General features: G+C 65.0%; 14 protein-coding genes. 2 read left to right on the top strand and 12 right to left on the bottom strand.

Annotated elements, in window-relative coordinates; all coding sequences use genetic code 11:
- Positions 1-72: 72 nt before the first annotated feature.
- The 9 genes from ACTIIH_RS05960 to ACTIIH_RS05920 form a co-directional block, all read right to left on the bottom strand.
- A complete protein-coding gene (locus ACTIIH_RS05960) occupies positions 73-651 on the bottom strand; it encodes a maltokinase N-terminal cap-like domain-containing protein (RefSeq protein WP_441451107.1) in 579 nt (192 codons plus the stop codon).
- Positions 652-711: 60 nt separating this feature from the next.
- Positions 712-1,497 carry an FAD-dependent thymidylate synthase gene (gene thyX / locus ACTIIH_RS05955; RefSeq protein ID WP_441090693.1) on the bottom strand — a complete coding sequence of 262 codons (786 nt, stop codon included), beginning with the start codon at positions 1,495-1,497 and terminating at the stop codon, positions 712-714.
- A gap of 166 nt (positions 1,498-1,663) precedes the next feature.
- Entirely contained in the window at positions 1,664-2,269 is a 606-nt protein-coding gene (locus ACTIIH_RS05950; protein WP_441451106.1) for a Type 1 glutamine amidotransferase-like domain-containing protein, read from the bottom strand.
- Positions 2,248-3,327, bottom strand: a complete 1,080-nt coding sequence (locus tag ACTIIH_RS05945; RefSeq protein WP_441090691.1) for a lipoate--protein ligase family protein — start codon at positions 3,325-3,327, stop codon at positions 2,248-2,250. The genes ACTIIH_RS05950 and ACTIIH_RS05945 overlap by 22 nt, the downstream gene beginning before the upstream one ends.
- A 10-nt stretch (positions 3,328-3,337) precedes the next feature.
- The gene (locus ACTIIH_RS05940; RefSeq protein WP_441090690.1) at positions 3,338-5,542 is read right to left on the bottom strand and encodes a prolyl oligopeptidase family serine peptidase; all 2,205 of its coding nucleotides are present in this window, start codon (positions 5,540-5,542) and stop codon (positions 3,338-3,340) included.
- A 74-nt stretch (positions 5,543-5,616) separates the two neighbouring features.
- Positions 5,617-7,302, bottom strand: a complete 1,686-nt coding sequence (locus ACTIIH_RS05935) for a DUF222 domain-containing protein (RefSeq protein WP_441451103.1) — start codon at positions 7,300-7,302, stop codon at positions 5,617-5,619.
- Between the two features lie 69 nt (positions 7,303-7,371).
- Entirely contained in the window at positions 7,372-8,862 is a 1,491-nt protein-coding gene (locus ACTIIH_RS05930; RefSeq protein WP_441451102.1) for an MFS transporter, read from the bottom strand.
- Positions 8,863-9,091: 229 nt separating this feature from the next.
- Entirely contained in the window at positions 9,092-10,183 is a 1,092-nt protein-coding gene (locus tag ACTIIH_RS05925) for a branched-chain amino acid aminotransferase (RefSeq protein WP_441451100.1), read from the bottom strand.
- A gap of 194 nt (positions 10,184-10,377) precedes the next feature.
- Complete coding sequence (locus ACTIIH_RS05920; RefSeq protein WP_441451098.1) at positions 10,378-11,415, bottom strand: 3-isopropylmalate dehydrogenase; 1,038 nt, start codon at positions 11,413-11,415, stop codon at positions 10,378-10,380.
- A 302-nt stretch (positions 11,416-11,717) separates the two neighbouring features.
- On the opposite strand from ACTIIH_RS05920, the gene ACTIIH_RS05915 reads away from it, so the two are divergent.
- Both ACTIIH_RS05915 and ACTIIH_RS05910 read left to right on the top strand, forming a co-directional pair.
- Positions 11,718-12,569, top strand: coding sequence for an HpcH/HpaI aldolase/citrate lyase family protein (locus ACTIIH_RS05915; RefSeq protein WP_025779420.1), 852 nt, complete (start codon positions 11,718-11,720; stop codon positions 12,567-12,569).
- Positions 12,566-13,267, top strand: a complete 702-nt coding sequence (locus tag ACTIIH_RS05910; RefSeq protein WP_101553627.1) for a phosphatase PAP2 family protein — start codon at positions 12,566-12,568, stop codon at positions 13,265-13,267. The genes ACTIIH_RS05915 and ACTIIH_RS05910 overlap by 4 nt, the downstream gene beginning before the upstream one ends.
- Positions 13,268-13,290: 23 nt before the next feature.
- Here ACTIIH_RS05910 and serA read toward each other — a convergent pair whose 3' ends face one another.
- The 3 genes from serA to ilvC form a co-directional block, all read right to left on the bottom strand.
- Positions 13,291-14,883: a phosphoglycerate dehydrogenase gene (serA, locus tag ACTIIH_RS05905; RefSeq protein ID WP_101553626.1), complete on the bottom strand. Its 1,593-nt coding sequence runs from the start codon at positions 14,881-14,883 to the stop codon at positions 13,291-13,293.
- A 127-nt stretch (positions 14,884-15,010) separates the two neighbouring features.
- Positions 15,011-16,303: a GNAT family N-acetyltransferase gene (locus ACTIIH_RS05900; protein WP_025779415.1), complete on the bottom strand. Its 1,293-nt coding sequence runs from the start codon at positions 16,301-16,303 to the stop codon at positions 15,011-15,013.
- Between the two features lie 189 nt (positions 16,304-16,492).
- Entirely contained in the window at positions 16,493-17,524 is a 1,032-nt protein-coding gene (gene ilvC, locus ACTIIH_RS05895) for a ketol-acid reductoisomerase (protein WP_101553625.1), read from the bottom strand.
- Between the last annotated feature and the right edge of the window lie 138 nt (positions 17,525-17,662).

Below are 17,662 nucleotides of genomic sequence, written 5' to 3'. Positions count from 1 at the left end.
ATTCCTCCCCTGCTGTCAGTCGATTGTCCTGTCGGTGCTGGGTCGAGTCCCTCAGATCGTGCTGGCACGCCCTCAGACCATGGTGGCGAGGACGACGTTCGTGTCCTGACCGTCCCAGCGGCCCAGCAGCAGACCGGCGTCGGACTTCTCCGCCGGCGAATCGGGCGACAGGCGGTAGAGGATCTCGACGTCGCCGGCGCCCGGCAGCGGTCCCGTCCCGAAGGCGTGGGCCACCTCGGTGATCTCTTCTCCCCGGTTTCCCTCCTCGTCGACGCGGTACTGCTTCGCCGCGGGCGATGCGGTGGCGATGGTGTGGTCGAGGCGCTGCCGGAACAGCGGGTCGCCCATGCCGGCGTACACCCACCGCTTGCCGAGCACCGAATGCTCCATGTTCGCCACGAATGCTTCGTCGGCGCCCTCGAGCGGAGCCCCGCGGTAGGTCAGCGGCACCTGCAGCAGCTGGTCGCCGCTCTTCACGATGTGCACCTCGATGCCCACCTCGCCGGCGGGGTCGTCGAAGCGATACGCGGTGACGGCCTCGAGCGGATTCGCCGCGAGGTCGAGCTCGGCGACCCAGTCCTGCTTGGCCACCCAGTCGGTGACGACGTCGAGTTTGCCGGGATTGAGCTGAGCTGCGTAGATATCTGCCATGAGGGTACCTCCTGAAATCTGTTTGACGTCGGCGTCAGGTGTGGCTGATGGTGGCAAGGCTCAGGCCTTGCGGGTGCCGGGGATCCATTCTCCGTCCACGACCTCGTAGTCGGCGAAGACCGCCGGAGCCTCCTCGCGCATGACCTCACCGATCTTGTTGAAGATCAGGCGGATCTCCTCTTCGGCGCCCTTCGCAGTGCGCATCTCGACGACATGGCGCAGAGAGCGCAGGTTCGCGGTGTAGACGATGCCGGTGGCCAGCCCCTCGGGGGCGAAGCGGCGCATGAACGAGGTCATGTGCTTCTTGTGCGAGAACTTCGTGCCCTCCTCGTCGAGCTCGAAGTGCTCGGCCATCCACTTCTGGTGCTCCTCGAGGGTGTCGAGGACCTGGAGGCTGCGTTCCATGAGTTCGGGATCTTCGCGGGCCCACTCGGGGAACCAGAACGGGATGTCGGTGAGGCGGACGTAACGCAGCGATTCCTGCGAGAACGCCGACCCCGCGCGGTGGCGGATGAGCTCGTGGGTGAGCACGCGTGAGACGTTGTGGAGGACGAAGGTGAAGTTCGCGTGTTCGAGCACGGATCCGTGCTGGGACTTCACGACATTGCCGAGGTACTGCGCGGAATCGGTGCGCACCCGCGAGACGTTCGGGTTGAGTCCCGGCTCCCATGAGCGATAGCACATGCGTCCGGAGAACTCGAGGAGATCCTCGGCGTCGGGAGATTCCGCGTCCTCGACCCGGTCCGCCCAGGAGGTTCCGCCCACCTCGTCGAGGTAACTCCTCATCGCTTCCCAATCGATATTGGGTTTGGCGAGCAGTTCAACGGACGGTTCGACCTGGCGCATGGCTCTCCTTGTGCAGGGGACGTGATTGATTCCCAATCCTACAGACCGCCGCCGCCCGGATGGTCACCCGTCCGTCCTGAAACTCTTCTCGATTCGTCAGTCAGCGGTGGCAGCCGGAAAGCCCTCGCCGTTCATTCCCCGGCGGCCCGCGGCCGTGCGTGGTCGGTCATGGTTTCCGGAAGGAGGCTTCCCGGCCGGGTTCGCCGTGGCGATGCGGGCAGGCGCTCCCCTGCAGAAATCCGAGCCCATCGTCCAACGGTGACAGCGGACCGAACGAGTCCGTCGAGGATGCCTCGAACCAGCAGTTCGCTCCGGCGCTGATGCCGGCGAGGATCGTGCCGTCGGCAGCCGCTTCTCTCATCCGTTGGTCGACGCCGTGCCTCCGCCACAGGCTGAGCAGGTTCGCCGTCGAGCCACCGCCGACGTAGATGAGGTCCATGTCGAGCACCATCACCGGATCGTGGTAGTCCCACGGAGCCTGCCCGAACAGGGAGAGGACATGGGTTCGTGCCCGCGCCTCGAATGCCGCTTCGAACCGCTCGATGTAGTCGCGGCTGTCACCGGATGCCGTCGGGACGAAGCAGACATGCGGGAGGTCAGATGCGGTGCTTCGCCGACTCGCCATCAGCAGAAGTTCGTCATCAATGCCCGATTCACCGGTCTCGGACATCGAGAACCCACCGCCGCCGAGAGCGACGATCGTGCCGCGGAACTGCTCGACCGCCTCGGCGATCGGGCCGGGGCCCGCCGTCACGGCACTCGGTGCGTCCACTTCTCAGTCCCGAACTTCTCATCGACGAGTTCCTGAGCCCGCTTGAGCTCCTCCTCGGTGTAGGTGCCGTAAGTGGCCCCGTACCGGTTGGCGAAGGTGTCCGCCATGACATCGATGATGTCCTTGCGTGCCTCACCGGTCTGACTCCGCAGCGGATCGACGCGTTTCTTCGCACTCGCCACTCCCTTGTCGGAGATCTTCGCTTCGCCGATGCGCAGCACCTCGACCATCTTGTCCGCGTCGATGTCGTAGCTCATCGTCGCGTGGTGGAGCAGTGTGCCGTCGCGATTGCGCTTCTGTGCGGCACCGCCGATCTTGCCTCCGGTCGAGGAGATGTCATTGATCGGTTTGTAGAACGCCTCCACGCCCAGAGTCTTGAGAGCCGCGAGCACCCACTGGTCGAGGAACACATACGACTCCTCATAGTCGAGGCCGGCGACGAGAGCAGGCGGGACGAACATCGAATAGGTGATGCAGTTGCCGCCCTCCATGAACATCGCACCTCCGCCTGAGATGCGACGCACGACCTGAACGTCGTACTTCTCCACACCTTCGGGCCGCAGTTCGTTGACGTAGGACTGGAAGGCCCCGATGACGGTGGCCGTGTCCTCCCATTCCCAGAACCGCAGGGTCGGCTGTCTGCGACCTGCTGCGACTTCCTCGAGCAGGACCTGATCGAGTGCCACATTGAGCTGAGTGGGCAGCACCTCGCCGCGAATGACCTGCCAGTCGAAGTCAGTGAAGTTCGCCGCCGAACCCAGAGCCCGTCGCACGACGGTGGCGATATCGGCAGTGGAGAAGCCGTGCATCGCCAGATCCGTTCCGTAGCCGGCCAGAGCCTCGTCGAGGCGGCCGCGCAGTGCCGCATTATCGGCAGTGACGCTGGCGCCGACGAGGGCCGGCGCCAGGTCGAAATAGGCTTCCTCGGGTTCGAGGAAGAAGTCACCGGAGATCTTCACCTCGGTGATGGTCCTACCATCGGTGGTGACATCGGCGACGACGAGTTTGCCGCCGATGACCTTGTACTCGCCGTGGAAGTGCTGCGTCTCGTTCGTCATATCTGCCAACCTACTCCCCTGTCAGTGCGTTCCACATGAACCGGTAGCTCAGCGCCCGGGTGAACGCGGTCTGCTCATTGTCCGACGCGGCGGAATGTCCGCCTTCGGTGTCTTCGAAGAACCACACGTTCTCGATTCCCTGAGCCTGCATCCGGGCGGCCATCTTCCGTGCCTGCACCGGTCCCACCCGATCGTCCGACGTGGCTGTCCAGAACAGCACCGGCGGATAGTCCTGTCCGCCCTCGAGGAGGTGGTAGGGCGAGAATTCCCGGATGAACGCCCAGTCTTCGGCCACATCCGGGTCTCCGTACTCGGCCTTCCACGAATAGCCGGCGCTGAGCTTCGTGTACCGGGCCATGTCGAGCAACGGAACTCCGCATGAGACTGCTCCGAAGAGCTCGGGATACTGGGTGAGCATATTCCCGACCAACAATCCGCCGTTCGAACCGCCGGCACAGGCGAGCCTCTTCGGGCTCGTCACTCCGCGGGCGATGAGATCACGGGCCACGGCCGAATGGTCTTCATAGCAGCGCATGCGGTTCTCTCGCATCGCGGCGGTGTGCCACTCAGGCCCGTATTCGCCTCCGCCGCGGATGTTGGCGAGGACATAGACGCCTCGGCGGCCTGTCGGGATGACATTTCCGGTGGTGCTGCGGCTGAGCCAGCCGATGCCGACGACGGGTGAGTATCCGGGTGTGCGGCTGACTTCGAATCCGCCGTAGCCGTCGAGCAGTGTGGGATTGTCGCCATCGAGCACGAGGTCGTCGGATCCGACCTGGAAGTACGGGATCGTCGTTCCGTCGGCGCTGGTGGCAAAGTGCTGCTCGACGCTGAGCCCTTCGGCATCGAACATCGCCGGCGCCGATTTGATCACCTCGGCGGTGGACTTCTCGGAGTTCGTTCTCGCAGCTTCGTCCAAGGGACCCAAGGTGCCGTACGACAGCGTCGAGGGCGTGAGGAAGCCGGTGCTGATCATCCAGAAGTCGTTGGCGGTGGCCGGATCGTATTTGTCGACCGCGCCGAGTCCGACCATATGGTTGGCCGGCACCCCGGGCAGGGTGGACTCGACGAAGTCGTTGTTCAGGTCGAGGACCGTGAGTTTCGACTGCACGTCGGCGAGCAGCTCGAGCACGAGGTAGTCGCGGGTGAAGGTGAAGGACTGCAGGGAGGTGTGGGCGTCGGGGGTGAAGATCACGCGGGGAGTGATCTCGCCTGCCTTGACTGCATCGATATCGGCGATGGCGAGGCCGCCGGCGGCCACCTCGGTGGTGGACTTCCACGTCGATTGCGGACGGAAGAGCACGAGGTCGCGCTCGAAGCCGACTTCGACGTCGGTGGGGACGTCGACCCTGTTGAGCGCGTCGGCCCATACCGTCGGTTCGACCGACAGTGAACCGTCTGCGCTCGTGATGTCGGCGAGGTCGACGAAGCTCATCGTCGAGTTGAAGAAATCGATGGCGTCAATGATGACGGCGCGGTCGGTGGCCTCGGTGTCGGGACGGATGTCGCTGCCGACGAAAATCGCCACGTGGTCGCGTGGCACTTCAGCGACGATCGGAGCGTCGTCGACGCTCTGACCTCGGCGGAGCGCTCGGGCTTGGCGTGGGTAGGACGAGGTCGTCAGTGAGTCGGCGTCGGTTTCGGTGGCGACGAGCACGGTGTCGTCGTCGAGCCAGGCCAACCGTGTTTTGGCGGCGGGGATGTCGAAGCCGCCGTCGACGAAGACGCGGTCATCGAGGTCGAACTCGCGGACTCGGTGTGAGTCACCCCCGTCCGGGGACAGGAGAACGAGTGCGCGGCGGTTGTCGCTGCGGCGCACCATCGCTCCTGACCAGACCCAGGCGGTGTCTTCCTCTGCGGCCAGTTCGTCGAGGTCGAGAAGCACTTCCCAGTCGGGGGCGGCCGTGCGGTAGCTCTCCCATGTGGTGCGTCGCCACAGGCCCTTCGGGTTCGTCTTGTCCCGCCAGAAGTTATAGAAGTGGTTCCCTCGTTTGGTGACCATCGGGATGCGGTCGTCGGAGTCCAGCGCGGTGCGCAGTTCATCGGAGATGTCGTCGAAGAGGCCGTCGTGGAATCGCTCGAGGGTCTTAGCGTTCTGGTCCTTCACCCAGGCGATCTGCTGCTCGCCGTCGATGTCTTCGAGCCAGAGGTTTTCGTCGTCGGGCAGTTCGGCACTCGTCGTCGGGGCCGCTGTCGGTGAGTCTTCTTCGCGCATGGTCCTATCCTAGTGACCGTCGCTGACACAGCCACGTGGTGCCGCTGACGAGGAATTCTTCTCACGTGCAGTTCTCACCGCGGTCTGCGTCTGTGTTCGAGGATTGCGGCGCGGAGAAGTTCTTCGGTTGGGCTGATCGGCCGTTCGTCGGCATCGACGATGTCGATCCCGACACTCGACCCACCGATATCGATGGTTGCCGGCTGCGAGGTCCGGCGAATGTATCGCCATGGGATCATCACCGAAAATTCGGAATCGGCACTCGGCGGCGCGGCACGGTCGCTGCCGCCCAGCGCTCCGGCACGGCCGCTGTCGCTCGGCGGCGCGGCACGAGCCCCGTCAACCGGTGTCGCCGTCCTCTCTGCCGCTGCTTCCCCGGTATCTCGTCCCGGTTCGGAACCATGTTGTCGGTCGGGAAGTTGCTGCCGTTGCCGACCATGCTGCTGATCAGCAGGATCCTGTTCGTCGGGGCCATGCCTCGCACCACGACTGTCGTCCTGACCAAAGGCGCAGCCGGGATCGGGACCGCTGAGCGGTTTGGTTCGGATCCTGTAATGGTGGCCGGTCGGTGTGATGACCTCGAGGGCCTCGGCTGTCGCCTTGTGGCGCCACCCGCTGAGTTCCTTGAGATAGTTGCAGGCGGCGCACAGTCCAGAAGAGTTGTCCCAGTCTGTTTCCCCACCGGCCGAGGCCGCGTCGACATGATCGGCGTGCTGGATGGGTGCCTCGCACCAGGGCGAACGGCAGACGTCGTCGCGGAAGACGACCATGCGTCGAAGCAGTCCGGAGAATTCCCTGCGGCGGGAGTCCATCCGCACGAGCTGACCGTCTTCCGGCCGCGTGTACAGCCTGCGGATGAAGGTGGCGGCCTCGTTCTCAGCAACGACGTTCCTGGCGGCTTGGGCCGGGATCGGGCCGACCCCGGGGAACCATGCCGATTCTTCTCCGGGCCCGAACAGGCTGCTGTCCTGCATGATGAGGTGGACTTCGGTGGGCACGGCCACAGCGGCAGCCTGCCCGGTCAGTCGCTCGACCAAGAGATCTGCAGCGATCTGATTCTGACCACGGCCGCCGGCTTTGCCGGTGGCGATAACGGTCTGAGCCGACTTCTTGAGATTGGCGAATGCGGCAACGGCCTGCGGCATCGGCAGCAGAGCGGTCAGATAGGCCATGTTTCCCGGTGCCGGGCGCACGCTGACCGAGCGCTCTTCGACACAGCGTTCGAGGTGGTCGAGCGCTGCCTGCTGGTCGAGCTTCTGTGCCAGGGCCCGCACCTCGTTGCCCAGTCGTCTGACTCCCACCTCGGCCAGGCGTTCGGCCATCCGCTCGTCGAGCTCGTGCTTCTTCTCCCGCGGCAGCCAGTCGGATTCCTTGGCGACAGTGCGTGCCTTCTCCTCCGAGATGTCTCCGCCCTTCATCGCCGAGTAGACATTGGGCAGGTCCAGGAGCAGGGTCCGTGAGAATTTGAGCAGCGCGTTGCCGCGGTGTCGGGAGACCTTTCTGGCCAGGCCGATCTCCGCGCCGACCCCGAGTCCCTGCTTCTTGCTCGGGACACCGTCTTCGGCCTCCCGATTCTTTCGGTGCATATCGAACGTCAGGGTTTCGCGGGCCTGTGCGGCGGCGCATGCGGAGGTCAGTTCCTCAAGAGCCGTGATGCGATCGATCGCTTCTTCCTCGGTCGCGGCAGGAGGCATTTCGGACAGGCTGTCGCGCCACCGAAGGATCTCGGTGAGTGCGTCTGGAACCTGCTTTGCCTCCATGTCCAGAACACTACCTGTCGGCACTGACACGACATTTCCCGAACGTATCTGCCCTGGTCAGACCACTAGTCAGCTCAATTCTTCACCGGTCGTCTCTCGTGCCATGAAGCTCATCAGAACCACGGCGACGACGACTAGAGCTCCGGTGAGGACGAACGTCAGGGTCAGGCCGAGCACCGGCCACATGAACGCGCCGAACACGATCGGGGCGATTCCCGTGGCCAGACGCGACGCCGCAGAAGCCCAACCGAAACCAGAACCGCGCAGTCGGGTCGGGTAGAGCTCGGAGACATAGGTGTACAGGGTCGGGATCGCGATCTGGATGACGAAGCCGAAGCCGATGATGGCCGCTTTCGCCGTCCAGGTGAGTTCGGCACCGGAAGCTTCGATGAATACGGCAGATCCGATCAGGAGGATCGCGGCCACGATCGCCGAGACTCCGAGCACCCATTTGCGACCGAATCGTTCGACGATGAGCGCGCAGACGATCACGCCGAGGATGCCGACCGCGGTCATCGACCCGGTGACGAGGAACGCCGCCTGATCGGCCAGCCCCTGCTTCTTCAGGATTCCGGGCAGCCATGTCAGTGCCGCGTAGTAGACAAGGAGGACGGAGACGAAGAGCGACCAGGCGACGAGGGTCGTCTTGGCTGAGTGCTGCCACAGCTGCACGAGCTGACCGCTGGCCGCTCGCAGCTGCCCGCTGACTCTGGGCCCCGCGTCCGAGGTCGGCGTCGTCTGCGACGCGGCGGGGCTCGCCGTGCTCCGATCCGCGTCGGGCTCAGCCGTTGCCGGGGCTGCGTCGTCACCGGCCGCCGGCGTTGCGGCAGCCTCGCCGACCGGTTCATGGGTCCACTCGGTGACGTCGGCGCCGGTGCGCTCGACCAGTCGTCTGATGATCGCGTCGGCTTCGGCGTACCGGCCGACCGAGGCGAGATAGAGAGGTGATTCAGGAATCCCGAAACGCACGGCGACGGTGAGCAGGGCGGGAACGATCATGACGAGCATAATCAGCCGCCAGTCCCCGAAACCGAGCAGATAGGCGGAGACGAACGCACAGAGAGAGGCGCCGATCGGCCACCAACCGTCCATGGCGGTGAGCACGCGTCCGCGATGTCGGCTGGGCGTGAACTCCCCGACCAAGGCGTAGTCGACTGGGATGCATCCGCCCAGACCGAATCCCGCGAGGAAGCGGAAGAGGATGAACCAACCATATGCGGGGGCGAATGCTCCGGCGACCGTGAAGATCGAGAAGACGAGCAGAGTGAGAGTGAACGCCTTCTTCCGCCCGATGACATCGGCGATGCCGCCCCAGATGAAGGCACCCAGTGCCATGCCGATGAGATTGGCGGTCGCAATCCATGCGGCCTGGCCGAGGCTGAGACTCCAATAGTCGCTGAGCAGCGGAATGAGGAATCCGTTGAGAGCGACGTCCCAGGCGTCGAACATGAAACCGAGCCCGCCGATGATGAAGATGGCACCCTGGGTGCGCCACTTCCATGGCAGGTGAGCGATGACTTCGGAGGCTGTCGGAATCGACGCCGAGGTGGTCGTGTGCACGAGGCCACAGTACCGCAATTTACGCACAACTGAGTAAAACGTCCGCCGGCGCAATGGATAGCGGGTGGGCAACAAGGGACAACGGGTGAACGACGCGCGGAAAGCAGAAGGCGGGCCGCCGCGAATCACTTCGCAGCGGCCCGCCTCAAGAGCGTGCCCGGCTGACGTCCAGATCAGACACTGACGTCCAGTTCAGACAACGCCCGCCAGGCCAACGACGCCTATCGAATCAGGCCAGGCGCACCAGCCAGTTGTTCGTGTCCTCGACCCGTCCGTACTGGATGTCGAGCAGCGTCCTGCGCAGCTCCATGGTCTTCTCACCGGCCTCTTCACCATGGTCGATGGTGAAGTCCTCGCTGACGAGCTTGCTGATCGGCGTGATGACGGCAGCGGTGCCGCAGGCGAATGCTTCGACGATCTCGCCGCTGGCCGCACCCTCACGCCACTCCTCGATGGAGATCTGACGCTCTTCGGCCTCGAGTCCGAGCTGCGGTGCCAGTTCGAGCAGCGAACGACGGGTGACGCCGTCGAGGATCGAATCGCTCAGCGCCGGAGTGAGCAGCTTGCCGCTCTTCGTCACGAGCATGAGGTTCATGCCGCCGAGCTCGTCGATGTACTTGTTCTCGACCGAGTCGGTGAACAGCACCTGCTGGCAGCCCTTTGCGGCCGCCTCGTTGGTCGCCACCAGCGACGATGCATAGTTGCCGCCGCACTTGGCGAAGCCGGTGCCGCCCGCGCCGGCGCGCTTGAGCTTCGGCGAGAGCCAGATCGACACCGGCTTGACGCCGCCGGAGAAGTAGGGACCGGCCGGCGATGCGATGGCGTAGTAGTCGACTTCATGGCTGGCCCGCACGCCGAGGAACCGCTCCGTGGCGATCATGAACGGCCGCAGGTACAGGCTCGACTCATCGGCGTCCGACTCCGGCGTCGGAACCCAGGCCTGGTCGAGGCTGACCAGCTGCTTGAGCGAGTTGATGAAGTCCTCTTCGGGCAGCTGCGGCAGCGCGAGACGCTCGGCGGAGCGGTTGATGCGCGCGGCGTTGCGCTCGGGTCGGAACGTCCATACCGAACCGTCGGCATGACGGTAGGCCTTGAGCCCCTCGAAGATCTCCTGGGCGTAGTGGAGAACAGCGGCTGCCGGGTCGAGCAGCAGCGGCCCGTACGGCCGGACCTCGTGCCCCTGCCAACCGTCGTCGACCGTGTAACGGATGTGCGCCATATGGTCGGTGAAGTACTGGCCGAAGCCGGGATCCTTCTTGATGTTCTCGCGCACCAGCTCGGGTTGCGGCTGGAGGTTCTTAAGAACGGTGAAATCTGTCATGAAAACTCTTTTCTCACTTGTGATGAGTGACACTTTCAGGGTAGTCCATCACCCCGGCGCTCGTCGCACCGGGGTGATGTCGTCAATCCTGAAATCGGGTGTCGCTCGGTTGGGTTCATCCTCGCAGAGGTGACCCCATCGTCACCCATCCGCCCCTCGCCGAGGCGGTCGACCATGCCGACCGCGGCTTCCGGTCAGCCGAGGCGTGCCGCAATCGCGTCGCCCACCTCGGAGGTGGACCGCTTCGTTCCGTCGCGCTCGGCGAGGTCGGCTTCGACGGCCGTCTCGATCGCCTTGGCCACGGTCTCGAGTCCCAGGTGGGAGGCCATGAGCGCCCCCGAGAGGATCGACGCGGTCGGGTCCGCGATCTGCTGGCCGGCGATGTCCGGAGCCGAACCGTGGATCGGTTCGAACAGGCTCGGCGCCGTCCCTTCGACATTGAGGTTCCCCGAGGCGGCCAGACCGATTCCGCCGGTGACCGCGGCTGCGAGGTCGGTGAGGATGTCCCCGAAAAGGTTGTCGGTGACGATGACGTCGTAGCGCTCGGGATTCGTGACCATGTAGATCGTGCACGCATCCGTGTGCTCGTAGTTGACGGCCACCTCGGGGAATTCCTGCCCGACCTTCTCGACCACGCGACGCCACAGGTGACCAGCATGGACCATGACATTGTGCTTGTGCACGTAGGTGAGCTTCTTGTTCCGCGCCTGAGCCCGGGCGAAGGCGTCGCGGACCGCACGCTCGACGCCGTACCAGGTGTTGACCGAGACCTCGGTCGCGACCTCCTGCGGGGTGTCCGTGCGCACCGATCCGCCGGATCCGGTGTACGAGCCCTCGGTGCCCTCGCGGACGACGACGAAGTCGATCTTTCCGGGATCGGCCAGCGGGCTGGTCACTCCGGAGAACAGCTTCGAGGGACGCAGGTTCACTGCATGCCCCAGCCCGAAGCGCATCTTGAGGATCACTCCGCGCTCGAGCACTCCGGAGGGCACGGACGGATCCCCGCAGGCGCCGAAGAAGATGGCATCATGTCCACGCAGCGACTCGAGCTCGTCGTCGGTGAGCGTCTCACCGGTTTCGTGGAAGCGCTGGGCGCCGACCTTGTAGTCTGTGAGCTCGAGCTCGACGGGCTCGCCTGACACCTCGATGGCGCGGCGGAGGACTTTGAGGCCTTCGGGGACGACCTCGTTGCCGATTCCATCTCCGGGCATGACTGCGATTGAGAACTTCATGCTCACAGAATACGACCGCATCTCACGATGCAACTACGGCGTCTTACAATGTGAACCATCGTCAGCGGCGCTCACGGGCACGGCGGCGAAGCGACGTCAGCCACCCGAAAACGGCCCCTGCCCCAACGGGCCGCGCCTGCCGTCCCCGTGGCAGACCCCGCGATCCGTGTGCGGTCATGAACAATTTCACGTCTCAAACCCTGTTTTCGGCTACACATCCGGCGCCGCAGGGACGAAGATGGATACAGCACCCCAAACCCCGTGGGGGCCACGCTAAAACAGCCCCGAGAGAAAGTCGATCATTGACCGAGACCATCCGCAACGCCCGTGCCGCAGCCTTGCCCGCCAAACTCTCCCGGTCCTGGCTGCTCGTCAACGCTGCGAAGGAGGAGATCTTCACTCCCGCGCAGACGTCGGAAGCGGACTCCGTCATCTTCGACCTCGAAGCGTCCGTCGCCGACGACAAGAAGCTTGCGGCACGTGACAATGTCGTGCGCGCACTGAAGAACGGAATGTCGGCCTGGGTGCGCATCAACAAGATGGAATCCGAATTCTGGGACGATGACCTCGCCGCGATCGCCATGCTGCCCGGTCTGCGCGGAGTCATGCTCCCGGAGACCGAACGGCCCGAGCAGGTCTCCTATACCGCGATGCGGGCGAAGGCGGGTCTGCCGGTCATCGCACTTCTCGAATCGGCGCGTGGAGTGGAGAACGCCACGAAGATCGCCGAGGCGCCCGGCACCTTCCGCCTGGCCTTCGGCACGAACGACTTCCGCAAGGACACGGGCTTCTCCGGCGATCCGATGGCCCTGGCCTACGCCCGTTCGCGCCTGACGATCGCCTCCCGCATGGGCGGACTGCCCGGTCCCATCGACGGACCGTCGGCCGCCGATGCCGATGATGAGAAGGTCTGGGCCGATGCCGAGGTCACTCACATGATGGGCATGACCGGAAAGCTCGTGCTCACCGTCGACCAGGTCAACACCCTCAACGAGGCAATGAGCCCGAGCGAGGACGAACGCGATTGGGCCCGCCAGATGCTCGAAGCCGCCGAAGGCGGATCCGAGATCACCGACGGCTCCTACCTGCCCCGCCTGGCCCGTGCGAAGAAGATCGCGTCCCTGGCTGACACCTACGGCCTCTGGAACGCTTGAGTCGACAGCCGTCCTGGCTGCTGTGGGCAACACTGCCCGCCGTCCTGTTCATCATCGCCTTCGGACTGTGGCTGCACCTCGAACGCATCGGACCCACCCCGATCGATCAGGCCTGGCTGGAGCTCGTCGGCCTCACTGAGGGCTCGGTGCCGTACTGGATCGCCGTCGTCCTCGCCGAGGTCGGCGGCGGGACCGGTGTGGTCATCTGCACCACGCTGCTCACGGGCTTCTTCATCCTGCGCAGACGCCTGCGCTCGGCGATCGTCCTCGTCACGACGATGCTCGCCGGCATCGCCGCCTCGGAGATCCTCAAGGCCGTCGTCACCCGCCTGCGCCCCGGCGATCAGCTCTACGAATCCTTGGGCTTCTCCTACCCTTCGGGACATTCGATGGGCGCTGCCGCACTGGCCATGAGCCTGGCGATCATCGCCTGCCGCCGCCATCAGCTGCGCGGATCAGTCGCCCAGGCAGCAGAAGCTCAGGCACCGAGGATGGGCTTCTGCTGGTCATTCCTCCTCGCCGCCGTCTGGATCCTCGCCATGATGTGGTCGCGGACCGCGCTCCAGGTCCACTGGCTCACCGACACGATCGCCGGCGCCTTCATCGGCATCGCCGTCGCCGTTCTCGTCGACGAGTTCTGGACCCTGACAGCACAGAGGACCCGCTCACCCCGCTTCGCTCTCTGGCTTGCGGGGTGAACGGGTCCTCCGGCGTGAGGGTCTCAGTCCTCCTGGAGTGAGACGCCGGTGAAGGCCGAGGCGTTCACGGCACCGGCCACAGCCTTGACGACCTCGTCCGAGACGACCGAGTCCACGGCCAGGACGGACAGCGCCTCGTTGCTCGTCGACGCGGGCGAGACCTGCATTCCGGCGATGTTGACGTTGTTCGCGCCGAGTGCCAGACCCAGCTGACCGATGATTCCCGGACGATCCTCGTAGCGGAAGATGAGCAGGTTGTCCGTCAGCTCGATCTCCAGCGAGTAGCCGTCGACCTCGGTGAGCTTCTGCACGAGCTTCGGACCGGTCACGGTGCCCGACACCGAGATGCGCTGCCCGGTGCTCGTCGTCGCGGTCAGACGAGTGATGTTGCGGAACGATTCGCAATACGGATCCGTGACGAGTTCGACGCCGATTCCACGCTCTTCGGCCAGCAGCGGAGCGTTGACATAGGAGACCTGGTCGGACACGACGTCCTTGAACAGGCCCTTGAGCGCGGAGAGCTTGAGGACGGAGACGTCCTTGTCGGCGATCTCGCCGTTGACCTCGACCTTGAAGTGCGTGACCGAGGAGTCGGCCAGCGCGTTGACGACCCGGCCCAGACGCTCGGCCAGGGGAATGCCCGGACGCACATCCTCGTGGATGGCACCGCCTGCGACATTGACCGCGTCGGGGACGAGTTCCCCTGCCAGAGCCTTGCGCACGGACTTCGCCACGGCGACGCCGGCCTTCTCCTGGGCCTCATGAGTCGAGGCGCCCAGATGCGGGGTGACGTTGACGGCGTCGAGATCCATGAGCGCCGAGTGCTCCGGCGGCTCGACGTTCCAGACGTCGATTCCGGCGCCGCCGACCTCACCCTTGGCCACGGCCTCGGCCAGGGCCGCCTCGTCGATGATGCCGCCGCGGGCGACGTTGATGAACCGGGCGCCGGGCTTGGCGGCTTTGAGCTCCTCGGTGCTGATCATGCCGACCGTCTCCGGCGTCTTGGGCATGTGCACGGTGACGAAGTCGGACACGGCGAGCAGGCCGGGCAGGTCGAGGACCTCGACGCCCATCTGAGCCGCACGAGCCTGAGTGATGTAGGGGTCGTAGCCGACCAGACGCATGCCGAAGGCCTTCGCGCGCTCGGCGACGAGTCCGCCGATGCGGCCGAGGCCGACGATACCCAGAGTCTTCTCGTAGAGTTCGACGCCGGTGTACTTCTTCCGGTTCCACTCCCCCGCCTTCAGCGAGGTGTTGCCGGCGCCGAAGTACCGCGCGGATCCCAGAATGTGGGCCATCGTCAGCTCGGCTGCGGAGATGATGTTCGACGTGGGAGCGTTGACGACCATGACACCCGCCGAGGTGGCTGCGGGCACATCGACATTGTCGAGTCCGACTCCGGCACGGGCGATGACCTTGAGGTTGTTCGCAGCGTTGATGGCTTCGGCGTCGACCTGCGTGGCCGACCGGACGAGGATCGCATCGGCGTCCGCGATGGCGGGCAGGAGCTGGGATCGGTCGGCGCCCTCGGTGTGACGGATCTCGAAGTCTCCTCCGAGAGCTTCGATGGTGGCCGGTGACAGTTCTTCGGCGATGAGCACGACGGGCTTGGGCACTGATTTCCTCCTGTTGCGTCCGGGACGCGTCCACCTTATGAGACTTTCAGGAATCCTTCACAAGGTCTCAGATTCTGGGAACAATCGCTCAACAGACAGTGCTGCACGCTCAGAATCCGTGGCGCGCTCAGAACCCGTTCGGCGAATACGGCGCCCGGCCCAGGCTGAACATGGCGCTGGCCAGCACAGCGGATCCCGGCGTCTGCTCGTCGATGCGTCCCGCCCGGGCGAGGATGACGGGATCGGCGCCGCCGAGGTAGAGGGACCCGAGCTCGGCGATGCCGAGCCCGAGGTCAGCCGGTGTCGAATCGGAGGCGGGGGTCACCTCGGCGTTCTCACCGTCCGAGGTGATCGTGAAGCGTCCACCGGCGAGGTCGAGCGAATCGTCGATGTCGATCGTCAGTGTCCCGGGCACGTACCAGGGCCGGGCCTCGAGCGCGGCCTTGACGTCGAGGATGCGGATCCAGATGTTGTCCTCGCTCGCAACGGTCTTCACACGCCTGGAATCGGTGAGCAGCCACGGCAGCGGGGAGTATTCGGCGGACTCGCCGAAGGTCACTCGGGTCGACAGGTCGATGGCGGCGAGGAACGACCACAGCGAGGCGTAGGCCGCATCGGTGGCGGCCACGAAGTCGATGATGTCGACGGTCGGCGGGGTCTTCGACCAGCCGGCGAACTTGTAGGAGACATAGCCGTCGGGCTCGCCCTGCTCGTCGAAGTGCAGGGCCGCGCGGACGCCTCGATCCTCTTCGCCGGTTTCGGTGTTGAGTGCACCCGTGGCGCGTTCGATGTAGGTCTGCTGACGCTCCATGGCGCCGGGTGAGGTCCGCATGAACTCGCCGTAGATCTTCGGAGCCAGTTCACGCAGCTCGCTCGGCAGGCACATCTCGACGCGGCGATCGGGTTCGCGCACCATCTTGAAGCCGGGCGAGGTGTCGACCTCGATCGAACGCAGCCAGGTGGCCACACCGAAGCCGAAGCGCGAGTAGATTCCGCCTTCGGTCGCGGTCAGTGCGGCGAACGGGTAGCCGTTCGCCTTCGCCTCGGCGAGGTCCGTGGTCATCAGCGACCGCAGCAGACCGCGCCGGCGATGGGTCGGGCGCACCGTGATCCAGGTGATGAGGTGACCGGGCACCAGCCGTCCCCCGCCGACGTTGACGAGCTTCTCGAACCACGCGAAGGTCGCCACCGGGATCGAGGCGTCGAGGCCGTGCCCGAACTCCTGATCGGCATAGACGGCGGTGAGATTGCGCCCATCGGCGATCGCCCGCTCGACCCGGTTGAGCAGGGCCGCATCGGTCGACCGAGGGTCATGGAAGCCCACGCTCGTCGAGGCGAAATAGCCCTTCGTGCGCTCATCCGGTTCGCCGGTGGACGCGTCGATGGTCGGCTTGAAGTCTTCGAATCTGTAATTCGTCACACATCCACAGTAGTCCACATGGTCCGCCGTCGGGGGATTTTCCCTATCGATGTCGGGCGACCCCCGAGTTCCGCAACCGCTGATGGAATCGGCCGGCACGGCACCATGGGATCGCCGAGGTGAATGCGAAAGAGCCCCGGACACCGAGCGGCATCCGGGGCTCCTGTGTACAGGACCGAGTGATCAGACTCAGCGAGCGGCAGTGCCCTCGGTGTAGTCGTCGTCGGAGTCCTTGAGCCATGCGAACATCTTGCGCAGCTCGCGGCCGGTGGACTCGATCGGGTGCTGCTCTTCCTTGGCGCGCAGCTCCTTGAACTCCGGTGCGCCGTTCTTCTGGTCGTTCATGAAGCGCTCGGCGAACTTTCCGTTCTGGATGTCGTCGAGGACGCCCTTCATGTTCTCCTTCACCTCGGACGTGATGACCCGCGGGCCGGAGACGTAGTCGCCGTACTCAGCGGTGTCGGAGCAGGACCAACGCTGCTTGGCGATGCCGCCTTCGACCATGAGGTCGACGATGAGCTTGAGCTCGTGGAGGACCTCGAAGTAGGCGATCTCGGGCTGGTAGCCGGCCTCGGTCAGGGTCTCGAAACCGTACTGGACGAGGTGCGAGACACCGCCGCAGAGCACGGTCTGCTCACCGAACAGGTCGGTCTCGGTCTCCTCGGTGAAGGTGGTCTTGATGCCGCCGGCGCGCAGGCCGCCGATGCCCTTGGCGTAGGACAGGACGGTGTCCCAGGCCTTGCCGGAGGCGTCGACCTCGACGGCGACGAGCACGGGCACGCCGCGGCCGTCGACGAACTCACGACGGACCACGTGGCCCGGTCCCTTCGGGGCGACCATGATGACGTCGACGCCCTCGGGAGCCTTGATGTAGTCGTAGCGGATGTTGAAGCCGTGGATGAACACGAGGGTCTTGCCGGGAGCCAGCTGATCCTTGATCTCGTTGTTGAAGATCTCGGCCTGAACCTGGTCGGGTGCGGCGATGGTGATGACATCGGCCCATGCGGCCACCTCGGCGGGGGTTCCGACCTCGAGGCCTTCGGCCGCGGCCTTGTCGCGGCTGGGCGAGCCTTCCTTGAGGCCGATGCGGACTTCAGCGCCGGAGTCGCGCAGGCTCAGCGAGTGGGCGTGGCCCTGGCTGCCGTAGCCGATGACGGCGACCTTCTTGCCCTGGATGATCGACAGGTCTGCATTGTCGTCGTAATAGCGTTCTGCTGCCATAGTTCTAGCTCCTTATGCTTACGGGGTGATGTCCCCATTGTTTCACAGTTCGGTATTGCTGCTCACGTTTTGAGATGTCGAGAGTTCCACAAGTTGGAACGCGAAAATCTTCGCCGAGGCGGCCGCGCGGTCGGTCGT

The sequence above is a fragment of the Brevibacterium sp. genome (genome assembly GCF_052105255.1).
GTDB lineage: Bacteria > Actinomycetota > Actinomycetes > Actinomycetales > Brevibacteriaceae > Brevibacterium > Brevibacterium linens_B.
This window is presented reverse-complemented; position numbering and strand designations above follow the sequence as displayed.

Bases quoted from the DNA above. Each gene is read 5' to 3' on its own strand.
- ACTIIH_RS05960 (WP_441451107.1), bottom strand. From the start codon at position 651: ATGGCAGATATCTACGCAGCTCAGCTCAATCCCGGCAAACTCGACGTC.
- thyX (WP_441090693.1), bottom strand. From the start codon at position 1,497: ATGCGCCAGGTCGAACCGTCCGTTGAACTGCTCGCCAAACCCAATATC.
- ACTIIH_RS05945 (WP_441090691.1), bottom strand. From the start codon at position 3,327: ATGACGAACGAGACGCAGCACTTCCACGGCGAGTACAAGGTCATCGGC.
- ACTIIH_RS05940 (WP_441090690.1), bottom strand. From the start codon at position 5,542: ATGCGCGAAGAAGACTCACCGACAGCGGCCCCGACGACGAGTGCCGAA.
- ACTIIH_RS05935 (WP_441451103.1), bottom strand. From the start codon at position 7,302: ATGGAGGCAAAGCAGGTTCCAGACGCACTCACCGAGATCCTTCGGTGG.
- ACTIIH_RS05925 (WP_441451100.1), bottom strand. From the start codon at position 10,183: ATGACAGATTTCACCGTTCTTAAGAACCTCCAGCCGCAACCCGAGCTG.
- ACTIIH_RS05920 (WP_441451098.1), bottom strand. From the start codon at position 11,415: ATGAAGTTCTCAATCGCAGTCATGCCCGGAGATGGAATCGGCAACGAG.
- ilvC (WP_101553625.1), bottom strand. From the start codon at position 17,524: ATGGCAGCAGAACGCTATTACGACGACAATGCAGACCTGTCGATCATC.